The following is a 13597-nucleotide window of genomic DNA, read 5'->3' on the forward strand; positions in this document are numbered from 1 at the left end:
TTTCGTCGCTTCCCCCGGCGCCCTTGGCGGAGGCTTGCGAGCCACGGCTCAGCCAAGCGATTTCCCGTCGGGATCGAACGGCGTCCAGACCTCTTCAAGTCCCAGTTCCTTGATGGAGGCTTCCAGATACGTCGGCTCGAACCAGCTTTCGGTTTCGATTGCCCGGCGGATCAGCCCGAACTCCTTCGACTTCTCCGCCTTCCTTGCGTAGAGCGCGCGTGTGAATGGATCGAGCAGCGGCGAATGACGTTCTTTCAGACTGACGCCTCGAATATCCCTTTCAAGAATCGAACGTGCAGTACCCGACTTTTCCCATTCATCGAGGATGGCCTGCCGGTTCTCTTCCAGGGACGAAAAATGCGCGCCGCGGGTGAAAGCCTTCACCAGACGCGCGATAATCTCCGGCCGTGCCTGCTCGAATTCGCTGGTGACGAACAGCGACCCGATACGGCCCGCGGAGGGCGTATCGTCGTTGCTGTTGTATACGACCTTCACCAGCCCCTGATCTTCGAGCTGGAGGAAGGTCACGCTGCCGAAGGCCGCATCGATATCCCTGGTCGCCAATGCCGCATTCGTCGACGCATTGTCCAGATTGACGACGTTCACGTCGCTCCACTTGAGACCATGGGCGGAGAGTACTTCGGCAACGGACAAATGGGCGTTCGTTCCGAGAAACACCGCTACCCGCTTGCCGCGCAGTTGCTCGATCGTGGTGATGTCCGACGCCGTGGGCACAGCCAGATAGATCGGCGTGCGCGTGCTGCTGACCAGCAGGATCTTGCTCTTGATCCCGCTCGCGCGGCCGACGACGGATGGCAGGTCCCCCTGTGTGTACAGGTCGAGCTGCCGGTTGACGACGGCCTCGTTCACCGCCGGACCGGCGCCACGGAAGAAGTACCACTCGATCCTGACATTCGGCACATCGCTGAATTCCTTCTCGGCGAGACCGAGCGAATGCGAGACCGACAGCGAGCTTCCCTGGGAAAAGGGTCGATTGTCGACGCCGATGCTCGCGAATCCGATCCTGACCACCAACGGATTCTGCGCATGCGCAGCGCCCGTCACCGCCACCAGCGTTGCTCCTGCTACGCCTGTGAGAAATTGCCTGCGATCCATTGCCATCTCCTATTGCTCATAGAAACAAAATCGACATCGACTCAAGCGGCCGTTACCTCGGCCGCGAAGCGGCTCGGCGGTGTTTTCAATCCAAGATGTTCCCGCAACGTGCGGCCGTCATAGGCTTCCCGGAACAGGCCGCGGCGGCGCAATTCGGGCACGACCAGTTCGATGAAATCATCGAGGCCGCGAGGCGAAGGAGGCATGATGTTGAAACCGTCGGCTCCGCGCTCGCGGAAGTAGCTCTCCAGCGCATCCGCGATTTCATTCGGCGTGCCGACGATCTGCCAATGCCCTCGCGCGCCGGCTATCTCGAGATAGAGCTGGCGGATCGTCAGGTTGCGCTTTCTCGCCAGATCGAGCAGCAGCACCCGCCGGCTGCGGCTCGCCTCCGTCTGCGGCGTGATGTCGGGCAACGGACCGTCGAGCGGATAGCCCGACAGGTCGATCCCGCCCAGATGCGACTGGATGTAATTCAGTCCGACGACCGGATGAACGAGATCCTGCAAGACCTGAAACTTTTCGCGCGCTTCGGATTCGGTCCGCCCGACCACCGGAAATACGCCGGGGAGGATCTTGATGTCGTCTTCGTCACGTCCGTAGGAGCGCGCCTTTTCTTTCACGTCGCCATAGAATTCCTGCGCCTCGGCCAGCGTCCGCTGGGCGGTAAAGACGGCTTCGGCCGTCGACGCAGCAAGATCCCGGCCCGATGCGGACGAACCGGCCTGAATCAGCACCGGGCGACCCTGCGGCGAGCGTGCCACCGACAGCGGTCCCTCGACGCGATAGTATTGCCCGTTGTGGTTGATCCGGTGGACCTTGCTGCGATCGACGAACCGGCCGCCAACCTTGTCGCCGAGAATGGCATCGTCCTCCCAGCTGTCCCACAGCACCTGCACGACGTCCGCGTATTCCCGCGCCCGGGCATACCTCTCGGCATGGTCGCCGTAGCCCGGCGGATTGCTGAAATTCTCGCCTTCGAGCCGCGTGCCGGACGTGACCAGATTCCAGCCCGCCCGGCCGCCGCTGATATGATCGAGCGACGCGAAATAGCGCGCCAGATTGTACGGCTCGTTGAAGCTCGTCGACACCGTCGCCACGAGCCCGATCCGCTCCGTCACCGCCGCCAGGGCCGACAGGAGAGTCAGGGGCTCGAAAAGCGTGGCCCGCGTCGTGCGGCTGATATAGTCGTCGTTTTCCGATGGAATCGCCGCCTGATCGGCGAAAAAGACCAGATCGAAGCTTGCGGATTCGGCAAGCCTTGCCAGCCGCGCGTAGTTCGCCAGATTGACGCCCGCGTCCGGCTGCGCGTCCGGGTGCCGCCATGCGGCCACATGATGGCCGGAAGGATGGAGAAATGCGCCCAGCGAAATCTTCTTACCATGTCCGTTCGTCATCGTCTGTCACTCCGCCGCCGCTTCGGAATAGGAAGATCCGGCCGTGAGCGGCGCGAACCGCCGCCGCCCCGACGGACGGACAAGACCGAGGTGATCCCGCAGGGTCCGGCCGGCATACTCGGTCCGGAACAGTCCACGCCTGCGCAATTCGGGGACGACCAGTTCGATGAAATCGTCGAGGCCCCATCCGAGTTGCGGCGCCATGACATTGAAGCCGTCCGCCGCCTCGTTGCGGAAGTAATACTCAAGCTGATCGGCGATTTCGGCCGCCGTGCCGACCAGCTGCCAGTGCCCGCGCGCGCCGGCGATATGCAGATAGAGTTGCCGGATCGAATAATTTTCCCGCCGCGCAAGATCGAGCAGCAGCTTCTGGCGGCTCTTGCCAGAATTCGTTTCGGGAACCTCGGGCAACGGGCCGTCGAGAGGATAGGCCGACAAGTCGATCCCGGCGGCGACGGTCTTCAAAAGCCCGAGACCGACCACCGGGTCGACCAGATTTTGCAAGGATTCGAATTTTTCCCGCGCCTCCGCTTCAGTGCGGCCGACGACGGGAAACACGCCGGGCAGGATCTTCAGCTCGTCCGGATGACGCCCATATTTCGCCAGTCTGCCCTTCACGTCGCCGTAATATTCCCGCGCCTCCGAAAAGCTCTGGTAGGCAACGAACACGGCCTCGGCCGTTCGCGCCGCCGTCTCCCGTCCGTCCTCGGACGATCCCGCCTGCACCAGCACCGGCCGTCCCTGCGCAGACGGCGGCACGTTCAGCGGTCCGCGCACCTTGAAATAATGTCCCTCATGGTGAACGGGACGGATGCCGTCCTTGTCAAAAAGGATGCCGGAGGCCTTGTCGTAGCGCAGAGCCGATGCATCGAGACTGCCCCACAGGCCGTCGACGACCTCGGCGAACTCCGCTGCCCGGCGATACCTCTGCGCGTGAGGAACCGGTCCGTCCTGCCCGAAATTGCCCGGATCGGCCTCGTTTGACGACGTGACCAGGTTCCATCCCGCGCGCCCTCCGCTCAAGAGATCGAGCGACGCAAACCGGCGCGCGATATTGAACGGATCGTTATAGGTCGTCGACGCGGTCCCGACGAGACCGACCCGCTCCGTCACAGCCGCCAGTGCGGACAGGAGCGTCAACGGTTCAAGCCGGACGCCACGCTCCTCGAATGGAAACGACGGACTGTCGAACGCCCGGATGGACGCGGAATCCGCCAGGAAAACCAGGTCGAACTTCCCTGCCTCCGCGGCCTTGGCGGCGCGTACGTAATGCTTGAAATCAAGTCCGGCAGCCGGTGGCGACGCAGGATCGCGCCATGCCGCGATGTGGTGCCCCGACTCCAGCAGAAACGCTCCGAGACTTAATTGTCGGCCCGCTCGAAGGCCCGTTCCATTTCCATCAGTCATGATCGAACTCCATCCGGATCACCTAGAGGCTCTTGAATCATTGCGATCCTGGGATTCATGATATTATCTATAGACATTATCAAATATCAAGCCTACCATTCACCACGACATCAAGTTGGCGACGTCATGTTCCAGCACATCGAGACGGGAGAAGATTGCATGCCAGGTTCGCCAGATCCCTCAGCCCGGCCGGGGTACCTGTCGATCAGGCATCTCAACAAGGTTTTCCGGGTCAACGACAGGCGCCTGCAGGCGCTTCTCGACATCAACCTCGAAGTCGAACAGGGCAGCTTCGTCACCATTGTCGGCGCCAGCGGCTGCGGCAAGTCGACCCTGCTGCGCATCGTTGCCGGTCTCGAAACCGGCGAAGGGACCGTCATCCACGACGGCAAGCCTGTCGAGGAGCCCAGTCTCGATCGCGGGCTCGTCTTTCAGGAAGCCCGGCTCTTTCCGTGGCTCACCGTCGAGCAGAACGTGGCCCTCGGCCTCGAGAACGCGCCCGTCGACACCAGGACCAAGGAACGGCTGGTGCGGGAACACCTCGAACTTGTCTCGCTGACCGATTTCGCCAAGGCCTATCCCCGGCAGCTTTCCGGCGGCATGGCCCAGCGGGTCGCCATCGCCCGGGGTATCGTCAATCGCCCCGGACTTCTGCTCCTTGACGAGCCCTTCGGCGCCCTCGACGCGTTCACGCGCGCCCATCTGCAAGACGAGCTGCAACACATCTGGGAGCACGAACACCTCACCGCGCTTCTGGTCACGCACGATGTCGATGAAGCCGTTCTTCTCGGCAAGCGCGTCGTTGTCATGTCGCCGCGGCCGGGGCGCATCGCGAGAATCGTCGACATTCCCCTGGCGTATCCGCGAGACAGGCGTTCTCCCGGCCTCATCGGGTTCCGCAATCTGATCCTTGATGAGCTGGACGCCATTCGCGGACCCCGGCCGGCAACAGGAAAAGCGCGCGAAATCAAGGTGCCTGCCTGATGACCGATATTGTCTCACCGCCGATATCCACGCCGTCGGTTCCATGGTTGGCGCGTCTGCAGCGTGCCGCCACCGCTTTCGTGATACCGTTCGCATTTCCGGCACTGCTGGTCGTTCTATGGCATCTGGCCTCGACCTACGAACTCATGCCCGAACAAATCCTGCCGTATCCGATATACGTCTGGGAGGCGGCGGTCGATGCTGTCGTCAGCGGCGATCTTCTGAAACAGATCGGCTTCAGCGCCGGCCGCGTTACCGTCGGCTTCATCGCCGGCGCCGCGGCCGGCCTCCTCCTCGGGTTCGCCATGGGTTTCTGGCAGTGGCTCGACGACCACGTCCGCCCTCTCTTCACGGCGATTTCCCAGGTACCCACCATCGGATGGATCCCGCTGCTGATGCTCTTTCTCGGCCTTGGCGAAACGCTCAAGATCGTCATCATCGCCAAGGCGGCCTTCATACCGATCGTGATGAACTCATCCGCCGCCCTGCGTTCCATACCGCCCGGATACATCGAGGTCGCCAGAATCTTCCGCTTCAACAAGCTTCAGCGTCTGCGTCTCGTCATTCTCCCCGCCACGGTTCCGCCGGTGTTCACCGGCATTCGCTATGGCCTGACCAAGGCATGGACCGCTCTCGTCGCGGTCGAACTGCTCGCCTCGTCTGAAGGCCTCGGTTATCAGCTCAACTGGGCGCGTCAGATGTTCTGGCTCGACACCATGATCTTTTCGATGATCCTCATTGGCCTTGTCGGTTTCTTGATGGACCACGTCCTGGCTCGCATCGAAATCCGGCTGCAGCGCTGGAAACTGACCGGTTGACCCGATGACCGATACACTTAACGCACCCGATCATCACCCCGGCCGCAGATTGTTCGAGCTTCCGCGCGGCTGGCGATTGCCGATCCTGCTGCTGATCTTCTGGCAGATTGCAAGCGAGTCCGGCCTGATCGACGCACGCTTCCTTCCCCCCTTGCAGGATATCGCCGTCGCAGGCTGGCGGGAATTGACCGAGGGCGACCTGCTCGTGCACATCGCCGCCAGTCTGGGCCGCGATATCGCAGGATTCGTCATGGGCAGCATCGTCGGTATCGCCTTCGGCACGCTCCTCGGTCTTTCGAAGTTCGCCGACCGCTTTATCGGACCAACCTTCCACGGTCTCAAACAAATCGCCGTGCTCGCCTGGATACCGATCATTTCCGTCTGGTTCGGCTTTGCCGAGAGCGCGAAGATTGCCTTCGTCACCCTCGCCGCATTCTTGCCGGTGGCGCTGAATACGATCGAGGGCATGCAGTCCGTTTCGCCTCAAATCATCGAGGTCGGGCGATCTCTCTGCTTCACCCGGCGGCAGATATTCCTGCGCGCCCGCCTGCCGTCGGCACTGCCCTCGATCATGACAGGGATTCACCTTGCCCTGATCTATTCATGGCTGGCGACGGTCGGCGCTGAATATTTCATGGCCGTCGGGCCAGGACTTGGCGGTCTGATCATCTCGGGCCGCGAACACTTCGCCATGGACGTCGTCATGCTGGGCGTGCTTCTGCTCGGTCTTATCGGGTATAGCCTGAACAAGATAGCCGAAACCGTCGAAGCCCGCCTCCTGCGCTGGCGAGACGGCTAAGACCGATCGTCAACGACTATCCCAGATAGGCTCCCGGAGGAGCAAGTGGGCCGCACTTTCTGCCGATCGGCCGCCGACTTGACCCATGCCGGAGATCGACGTCGTCGTCAAAAAGACTGGCCCGAATGGACGGGCGACGCCCCGGAAACGGGCGCCGCCTGTCACTCCGTCGCTTACTTGTCGATTTCGGCGAGCGTGGGAAGTTGGGGGAGAGGTTGCTTCAGCCACTTTTCATAGATGGCCGGCAGCTTTCCATTGTCCATATTCGCGGCGACCCACTCGTTGAGATAGGCAAGGAGTTCCGGATTGCCCAGCCGCAGGCCGATTCCGAGATAATACTGGTCGACCTCGTACTTGATTTCGAACCGGCCCGGGAAGCGGTCTTCAAGCGTGAGAAACCGGTTGTCCGCTGTTCCAAGGGCATCGATCTGCCCCGACGCCAGCGCAGCAATGGTGGTCGCATCGTCGTCGTACCGAACGATCTCCGCACCACTCGGAAGAAGTTTGCCGAGCTGCGTATCAGGCGTCGTGCCGCGCGCCACGCCCGTCTTCTTGCCCACCAGGTCGTCCAGGCTGGAGATCTGCGTACCCTTTTCCGCGAAGATGACGGAACGCGTGAATGAATACGGATCGGAGAATGCGACCGTCTTGGCCCGCTCGGGCGTGTAGCTGAAGGTCGCAATGACGAGGTCCGCTTTCCGCGACAGCAGTGCCGGGATACGTCCCTGTCCATTGGTCGGCACGATCTCGAGTTGAACGCCCATATCAGCGGCGAGCAATTGCGCCGTCTCGATGTCGGAACCTTGCGGCCGCTGGTTCTCGTCCGGGAAGGCATAGGGCGGAGAGCCCAGGTCCATGGCGATGAGCACCTTGCCGCGCGCCTTTATGCCGTCCACCGTCTGAGCATGACCGACCGTCATGGCGAACAGCAGTGCGGCGATCGCCGGTGCGATGATTTGCTTCAATTTCAACATTTTATAGTCCTCCTCCCTAGGATGATTTGAAGAGTACCTCCTCGTACTCGATGACAGGCGGATGGGCTCCAGCCCGATCAGATGACACGGCTGGAGATGAATTGCCGAAGCTCCGGCGTTGCGGGATCGGCAAACAACTCATCGGCTTTGCCGGCTTCGTGGATGCGGCCGCCCTGCATGAAGATGACCTTGTCGGCGACTTGTCGCGCAAAGTTCATCTCGTGCGTGACCAGCAGCATGGTCATGCCCTGCTCGGCGAGCCCTTCCACCACCTTCAGCACCTCTTCCTTGAGTTCCGGGTCGAGTGCCGAAGTAACTTCGTCGAAGAGCATGACCTTCGGCGACATGGCAAGCGATCGGGCAATGGCGACGCGCTGCTGCTGGCCGCCGGAGAGTTGCTCCGGGTAGGACTTGATCTTGTCGGACAGGCCGACCTGGGCCAGAACTCTTTCCGCGATCTCGCCGCTCTCCTTCTCCGGCATCTTCTTGACCACCTTCAGCGCAAGAGTGATGTTCCGTTCCACCGTGAGATGGGGGAAGAGATTGTAGTGCTGGAACACGATCCCGACGTCCTGACGCAGCGAGCGCAGGTCCTTCTTCTCCTTGCTGAGCAGGTGTCCGGCGATCTGGATCTCTCCTTCGGAGAAGGTCTCCAGGCCGTTCAGGCAGCGCAGGATCGTGCTTTTTCCTGAGCCCGACCGGCCGATCAGCACGACGACATTTCCCCGCTCCACGTCGAACGAAACGTCATGCAGCACCTTGGCCGAGCCGTAGCTCTTAGAAACCCTTGAAACTTCGACGATCGACATGGAGCCTCCGTTCGAAATAGCGACTGAGCACCGAAAGGGGGAAGCACAGAACGAAATAGATCGCAGCGGCTGCCCCGAAAATCGTGATCGGGTCGATGAGGACGTTATTGATGAACTGGGCAACGCGGGTGATCTCGGTAAGCCCGATGATGGCTGCCAGCGACGTGTTCTTGACGATCTGGACGGCAAAGCCGACGGTCGGCGGAAGCGCGATGCGAACGGCCTGCGGCGCGATCACGTAGCGGATCTGCTCCAGACGCGTGAGACCGAGCGACGCCGAGCCTTCCCACTGCGGCCTGGGTATGGATTCCACCGCACCGCGCCAGATCTCGCCGAAGAACGCGCTGGCATAGGCCGTCAGTGCGATCCCGGCGGCAACGATCGGCGGCAGATCCACACCCAACAGCGCAAGGCCGAAATAGGCGAGAAAGATCTGGATCAGGAGCGGCGTTCCCTGCAGCGCCAGGATGTAGCCCTGCGCAAATCGTCGAACGACCGCAACGCGCGAGATGCGCATCAGCGTGATGAGAACCCCGACCAGGCCGCCGCCGACGAAGGCGAGGATCGACAGAATGATCGTCCATTCCGCTGCCTGGATGAGTTGCCAGAAATCGAGGAATGAAAAGTCGCGCATGTCAGGTCACCTGCTGGGTTGCGATGCCGATGACGCGCCGGCGTGGGAAGATCAGCAAAGCCACTTTGGAGAAGACGAACCGCATTCCAATAGTCAGCGCGAGATAGATCGCGCCCGTGATCAGGTAGACTTCGAAACTGCGGAAGTTCTGGGCCTGCACCGAGTTGGCGGCGGACGTCAGCTCACTGGCGCCGATGACCGATATGATGCTCGATCCGAGCATCAGCAGCGTGAACTGGCTTGCCAACGAAGGATAGACACGCTCGATGGCCGGCAGGATGATGATGTAACGGTAGATCTCCCATCTGGTCATGCCGAGCGATTGGGCGGCCTCGATCTGGCCCCGCGGAATCGCCTCGATGCCCGCGCGGACGATCTCCGCGGCATAGGCGCCGAAGTTGAAAATGAGCGCGATCATCGCCGCGGTATCGGCCGACAGCCGCACGCCAAGCGAAGGCAGCCCGAAATAAATCAGAAACAGCTGGACGATGATGGGCGTGTTGCGAATGAATTCGACATAGCAGCCAGCGATGATCTTCAACACCGGGTGACCGCTTACTCGCCAGATCGCGCAGAAGATGCCGACAACCAGACCGGCCAGCATCCCCCCGATGGAGAAGACGACGGTCCGCCAGGCTCCGCTCAGGAGCATGATCCAGTCGTCGGGAGTAAGGTCGAACTGCAGCGTATAGTCCATGGTCAGTCAGCCTCGGCACGCTTGGCTGTCGCCTTGATGAACGCAAGGCTTTCGCGCAGGACCTGGTCGACGCCGCGGGTGTCGTTGGAGAAGTAGTGGCTCTCGTGCTCGACTGAGACATATCCCCCGAAGCCTTGCGATTTGAGCACGCGGAACATGTCGACAAAGTCGATGCCGCCGGTGCCGAGCTCGACGAACGCCCACCTGTCCGGCGATCCTGTCGCGTCCTTGATGTGGACATGGCAGGCATATTCGCCGAGCGCCCTCACGGCGCCGGGGATGTCGTGCTCCATGATCTCGAGGTGGGAGGGGTCGAAATTGACCTTCAGGCCGGGAACGCGGCGCAGCGCATCGAGGGTGGCCTGCACGGTCGCGATGCGCTGGCCGACGATCGGCTCAAGCCCAAGCGTCACACCATGTTTTGCCGCCTTCTCCACGGCCGCGCTCATCGAGGCGTACAGACTGTCGAGATCCGCGTCATTGCCCGGAATGACGTGCACCGTGGACACGCCGTAGTCCGGCGCCTGCTCGATCAGCCTCAGCGTCCAGCCGACGGCGGCATTTCTGCGGGTGTCATCCTTCAAGCCGAAATCCGAATTGTGGGCGCTGATGGCTGCGTAGGGGCCGAGACGGGCCAGTTCCGCCCGCTCCCGTGCAGACGTGTCCGGGCCGATATGCGCCTGCGCCCATGGCAGGGTTTCGGCATTGAGCTCGACGGCATCATAGCCGTGGTCGCGGATGGTTCGCACCGCATCGGCAGCCGAATAGTCCACCATGAAGCCGGTGTGAAAGGACGTGCGGAACATGTCTACCTCCCCGGATTTGATTGGATGCGCGGCGTTCGTCGCGCATCTTGGATCAGGCATTGTCGAGAATGCCGAGCGCGGCGGAGCCGATGTCGGTATCGCCGGTCCAATGGCCGCCGCTGACGCCGATTGCGCCGACGCAGGTCCCCTCGTGCACGATGGGCTGGCCGCCGCCGAAGACGATCAGGCGCTCCACGCCGATTGCCGCCCCCGCGCGCAGCGGCGCGTCGTTTTCGATGATCTCGAACCACTTGTGCGTTGCGATCCGCGTCGTCGCGGCCGTGAAGGCCTTGTCGATCGCTATCTTCACGCTCGACGGATTGGCTGCATCCATCCGGGTGAACGCGACGAGATAACCTCCGTCGTCAACGACCGCGATCGAGACATTCTTCTCCAGTTCATGGGCCCGTTCGAGCGCCCGGTCGATCATCTTCTGCGCGTATTCGCGGGAGATGGTGGCCTTGTGCACCACTACGTCTGTCATTGTCATGGCCTTTCGGACACTGGTCTTTGAGGGTGGTCGAAGCTTAGGCCGGAAGCGCCAGCCGCTCCTTCGCGAGAGACGCGAGAACCTGACTGCCGACCGCGGTCGAGGGCAGAAGGATGCCCAGCTCGCGGCCCAGGGCGACCGCGTTGAAGAGATCCTTGTCGAATAGCCTGAAGAGCTCCTCGCTGCCGTTCAGTCGATGCTGACGCAGGAGCCGGTCGTAATTGCCCCAGGTCTGTGCAACCCAGGAGTCGGCGGTCGTCGCGGTCGCGAAGTCGGCGAGCTTCTTCTCGTCCAGGCCCTGGGCGCGCGCCAGCCTCATGGATTCCATGGCGGCGACCCAGTTGCCGAAGGTCATCATCTGGATCGAGATTTTCGTCGCGGCGCCGGCGCCGAGTTCGCCCATATGCTCGGAGCGTCGCGCCATCGGATCGAGATAGACCCTGCAGCGCTCGAACTCTTCGGGTGTGCCGCCGACCATAAAGGCCAGATCGCCGTCGCGGGCGCGCAGGTCGCCGCCGCTGAGCTGCGCATCGACGAGCTGTATGCCGCGCTTTCTGGCCTCTGCGCCCATTTCCTTCACCGTCGCCGGCAGAATGGTCGAGTGAAGGACGATCATCGAACCAGGCCGCACCACATCGAGCAAGGCATCCTCGCCCAGCAGCAGCGAACGCGTTTGGGCATCATTCACAACCGCGACCCCGATCAGGTCGCAAGCCTCGGCGAGTTCCCCGCTGCTTTCCGCGAAAGTGGCGCCGGCATCGAGAACTTCCTTGGCGGCGTCCCGTCTCAGGTCACGCACGACGACATCGAAGCCCCCGCGCAGCAGTGAAAGAACCATGGGAGTACCGATGTTTCCGATACCGACGAAGCCCACCTTCTTGTTTTGTGTCGTCATGTACAAAGTCCTCCTTGAAACAGTTCAGGCAGTCGCCATGTCTTTCGGCGCCGTGCCCGAATGCTGGTCGTGCGGCAGTTGCCGCATGAAATCAAAATCGCAGCCCGCATCGGCGCCGGTGACGTGATCGGCATAGAGCCTGTCGTAGCCGCGCCGCGCCCGCGGTGGCGGGATGGGGCGTTCGGCGGCGCGTCTTTCGATCTCCTCCTTGGAGACCAGAAGCTCGATGGACTTGTTGCTGACCGAGAGCCGGATCCGATCTCCCGTTCGGACGAGCGACAGGGGGCCGCCGGAGGCTGCGTCGGGGGTGACGTGCAAAACGATGGTGCCAAAGGCGGTTCCGCTCATTCGCGCATCGGAAATCCGCACCATGTCCTTGATCCCCTGCGCTGCCAGCTTGCGCGGAATGGGCAGGTATCCCGCCTCCGGCATTCCGGACTCGCTATGCGGACCCGCGTTCTGCAGCACGAGAAAATCCTCCGCGGTCACGTCGAGATCCGGCGCATCGATGCGCTCGGCGAGATCTTCGAGCGAGGAAAACACCACTGCCCTGCCCTCTTTCTCGAACAGCCGGCTGTCGGCGGCGGAGCGCTTCAGAATGGCGCCCCTCGGCGCGAGATTGCCGAACAGCGCGACGAGACCGCCCTGTGGTTCGAGAGGCCGATCCCGTTCTGCGATGACCGTCCGATCGATCCAGCTCTCGGAACGATCCAGACGCTCTCGCAGCGTCTCTCCGGTGATCGTCAGGCAATCCAGGTGGAGGAGCGGTCGAAGCTCCCGCAGGACGGCGCCCATGCCGCCGGCTGCATGGAAGTCCTCCATGTAGTGCGATCCGCTGGGCTTGAGATTGACGAGAACGGGCGTCGTGTCGGAAAGCAGGTTCAGCCTTTCCAGGGACACGTCGATGCCGGCACGGCCTGCGATGGCGGTCAAATGGATGATGGCATTCGTCGATCCTCCGAGCGCCAGAAGCACCCTGATCGCGTTCTCGACCGCCTGGCGTGTGATGATCCGGCTTGGTCTTCTCTCGGACCCGATGAGCGAGACGGCCAGTCTGCCGCTTTCCTCGGCGGCCCGCAGTCGGTCCGCGTGGACGGCCGGAATCGCCGCCGTTCCGGGAAGCATCATGCCAAGTGCCTCGGCGATGCATGCCATCGTGGAGGCCGTTCCCATGACGGCGCACGTGCCGGAGGTTGTCGCGAGATTGCCTTCGATGACATCAATCGCTTCCGCGCTGATGTCGCCGGAACGGAATCTGGCCCAGAACCTGCGGCAATCGGTGCAGGCGCCGAGCCTTTCACCGTGGTATCGGCCCGTCATCATCGGACCGCCCACGAGCTGGATGGCGGGAATGTCGGCCGAAAGCGCCCCCATCAACTGCGCTGGGACGGTCTTGTCGCATCCGCCCATGAGCACCACCGCATCCATCGGCTGGGCGCGGATCATTTCCTCCGTATCCATGGCCATCAGGTTTCGGAAACGAAGGCTCGTCGGGGAAAGGAAGACCTCACCGAGCGAGACCGTCGGAAACTCGAGCGGCAATGCGCCGGCCGACAGCACGCCCCGCTTGACAGCCTCCAACATCTCCGGGAAGTGCCGGTGACAATTGTTGAAGCCGCTCGGGGTATAGGCAATTCCGACAACCGGCTTCGAGAGCATGGTGCGGCTCAGCCCGGTGGATTGGGCAAAGGAACGGCGCAGATAAAGGGCGAAGTCGCGATCGCCATAATTCGTCAGACCGTTCGCCAGACCCTGATTCATGTCAGTCATC

The 13597-nt window shown here is 62.2% G+C and carries 14 protein-coding genes; 3 read left to right on the forward strand and 11 right to left on the reverse strand.

From position 1 onward, the window contains the following. Nucleotides 1–48: 48 nt before the first annotated feature. From ACUSIJ_RS21150 to ACUSIJ_RS21160, 3 genes are all read right to left on the reverse strand, one after another. Nucleotides 49–1071 (reverse strand): ABC transporter substrate-binding protein, encoded by a 1023-nt coding sequence (locus ACUSIJ_RS21150; protein ID WP_449310407.1) that lies wholly within the window; start codon nt 1069–1071, stop codon nt 49–51. 86 nt (nt 1072–1157) lie between these two features. Beyond that, nucleotides 1158–2513: an LLM class flavin-dependent oxidoreductase gene (locus ACUSIJ_RS21155; RefSeq protein ID WP_449310408.1), complete on the reverse strand. Its 1356-nt coding sequence runs from the start codon at nt 2511–2513 to the stop codon at nt 1158–1160. Between the two features lie 6 nt (nt 2514–2519). Next, a complete protein-coding gene (locus ACUSIJ_RS21160) occupies nt 2520–3920 on the reverse strand; it encodes an LLM class flavin-dependent oxidoreductase (RefSeq protein WP_449310409.1) in 1401 nt (466 codons plus the stop codon). A 159-nt stretch (nt 3921–4079) separates the two neighbouring features. Between ACUSIJ_RS21160 and ACUSIJ_RS21165 the strand changes: the two genes are divergently transcribed. From ACUSIJ_RS21165 to ACUSIJ_RS21175, 3 genes are read left to right on the forward strand one after another with little or no spacing between them, the layout of a single operon-like run. Then, on the forward strand, nt 4080–4904 hold the full coding sequence (locus ACUSIJ_RS21165) for an ABC transporter ATP-binding protein (RefSeq protein ID WP_449310410.1): 825 nt from the start codon (nt 4080–4082) through the stop codon (nt 4902–4904). Beyond that, on the forward strand, nt 4904–5722 hold the full coding sequence (locus ACUSIJ_RS21170) for an ABC transporter permease (protein WP_449310411.1): 819 nt from the start codon (nt 4904–4906) through the stop codon (nt 5720–5722). Before ACUSIJ_RS21165 ends, ACUSIJ_RS21170 begins: the two co-directional genes overlap by 1 nt. Before the next feature lie 4 nt (nt 5723–5726). Beyond that, nucleotides 5727–6521 carry an ABC transporter permease gene (locus tag ACUSIJ_RS21175; RefSeq protein ID WP_449310412.1) on the forward strand — a complete coding sequence of 265 codons (795 nt, stop codon included), beginning with the start codon at nt 5727–5729 and terminating at the stop codon, nt 6519–6521. Between the two features lie 173 nt (nt 6522–6694). On the opposite strand, the gene ACUSIJ_RS21180 is transcribed toward ACUSIJ_RS21175, so the two are convergent. The 8 genes from ACUSIJ_RS21180 to ACUSIJ_RS21215 form a co-directional block, all read right to left on the reverse strand. Continuing rightward, nucleotides 6695–7495: a transporter substrate-binding domain-containing protein gene (locus ACUSIJ_RS21180; protein WP_449310413.1), complete on the reverse strand. Its 801-nt coding sequence runs from the start codon at nt 7493–7495 to the stop codon at nt 6695–6697. A gap of 77 nt (nt 7496–7572) precedes the next feature. Then, nucleotides 7573–8304, reverse strand: coding sequence for an amino acid ABC transporter ATP-binding protein (locus ACUSIJ_RS21185; RefSeq protein ID WP_449310414.1), 732 nt, complete (start codon nt 8302–8304; stop codon nt 7573–7575). Beyond that, nucleotides 8273–8938, reverse strand: a complete 666-nt coding sequence (locus ACUSIJ_RS21190) for an amino acid ABC transporter permease (RefSeq protein WP_449310415.1) — start codon at nt 8936–8938, stop codon at nt 8273–8275. Before ACUSIJ_RS21190 ends, ACUSIJ_RS21185 begins: the two co-directional genes overlap by 32 nt. 1 nt (nt 8939) lies before the next feature. After that, on the reverse strand, nt 8940–9635 hold the full coding sequence (locus ACUSIJ_RS21195) for an amino acid ABC transporter permease (protein ID WP_449310416.1): 696 nt from the start codon (nt 9633–9635) through the stop codon (nt 8940–8942). 2 nt (nt 9636–9637) lie between these two features. Further along, nucleotides 9638–10441, reverse strand: coding sequence for a sugar phosphate isomerase/epimerase family protein (locus ACUSIJ_RS21200; RefSeq protein ID WP_449310417.1), 804 nt, complete (start codon nt 10439–10441; stop codon nt 9638–9640). Between the two features lie 52 nt (nt 10442–10493). Continuing rightward, the gene (locus tag ACUSIJ_RS21205; protein WP_449310418.1) at nt 10494–10931 is read right to left on the reverse strand and encodes a GlcG/HbpS family heme-binding protein; all 438 of its coding nucleotides are present in this window, start codon (nt 10929–10931) and stop codon (nt 10494–10496) included. 37 nt (nt 10932–10968) lie between these two features. Further along, nucleotides 10969–11826: an NAD(P)-dependent oxidoreductase gene (locus tag ACUSIJ_RS21210; RefSeq protein WP_449310419.1), complete on the reverse strand. Its 858-nt coding sequence runs from the start codon at nt 11824–11826 to the stop codon at nt 10969–10971. Nucleotides 11827–11850: 24 nt separating this feature from the next. Beyond that, on the reverse strand, nt 11851–13596 hold the full coding sequence (locus ACUSIJ_RS21215) for a dihydroxy-acid dehydratase (RefSeq protein ID WP_449310420.1): 1746 nt from the start codon (nt 13594–13596) through the stop codon (nt 11851–11853). Between the last annotated feature and the right edge of the window lies 1 nt (nt 13597).

The organism is Pseudochelatococcus sp. B33 (assembly GCF_053570585.1).

Coding starts and splice junctions, on each gene's coding strand:
- ACUSIJ_RS21155 (WP_449310408.1), bottom strand. CDS start 2,513: ATGACGAACGGACATGGTAAGAAGATTTCGCTGGGCGCATTTCTCCAT.
- ACUSIJ_RS21160 (WP_449310409.1), bottom strand. CDS start 3,920: ATGACTGATGGAAATGGAACGGGCCTTCGAGCGGGCCGACAATTAAGT.
- ACUSIJ_RS21165 (WP_449310410.1), top strand. CDS start 4,080: ATGCCAGGTTCGCCAGATCCCTCAGCCCGGCCGGGGTACCTGTCGATC.
- ACUSIJ_RS21170 (WP_449310411.1), top strand. CDS start 4,904: ATGACCGATATTGTCTCACCGCCGATATCCACGCCGTCGGTTCCATGG.
- ACUSIJ_RS21175 (WP_449310412.1), top strand. CDS start 5,727: ATGACCGATACACTTAACGCACCCGATCATCACCCCGGCCGCAGATTG.
- ACUSIJ_RS21180 (WP_449310413.1), bottom strand. CDS start 7,495: ATGTTGAAATTGAAGCAAATCATCGCACCGGCGATCGCCGCACTGCTG.
- ACUSIJ_RS21185 (WP_449310414.1), bottom strand. CDS start 8,304: ATGTCGATCGTCGAAGTTTCAAGGGTTTCTAAGAGCTACGGCTCGGCC.
- ACUSIJ_RS21190 (WP_449310415.1), bottom strand. CDS start 8,938: ATGCGCGACTTTTCATTCCTCGATTTCTGGCAACTCATCCAGGCAGCG.
- ACUSIJ_RS21195 (WP_449310416.1), bottom strand. CDS start 9,635: ATGGACTATACGCTGCAGTTCGACCTTACTCCCGACGACTGGATCATG.
- ACUSIJ_RS21200 (WP_449310417.1), bottom strand. CDS start 10,441: ATGTTCCGCACGTCCTTTCACACCGGCTTCATGGTGGACTATTCGGCT.
- ACUSIJ_RS21205 (WP_449310418.1), bottom strand. CDS start 10,931: ATGACAATGACAGACGTAGTGGTGCACAAGGCCACCATCTCCCGCGAA.
- ACUSIJ_RS21210 (WP_449310419.1), bottom strand. CDS start 11,826: ATGACGACACAAAACAAGAAGGTGGGCTTCGTCGGTATCGGAAACATC.
- ACUSIJ_RS21215 (WP_449310420.1), bottom strand. CDS start 13,596: ATGACTGACATGAATCAGGGTCTGGCGAACGGTCTGACGAATTATGGC.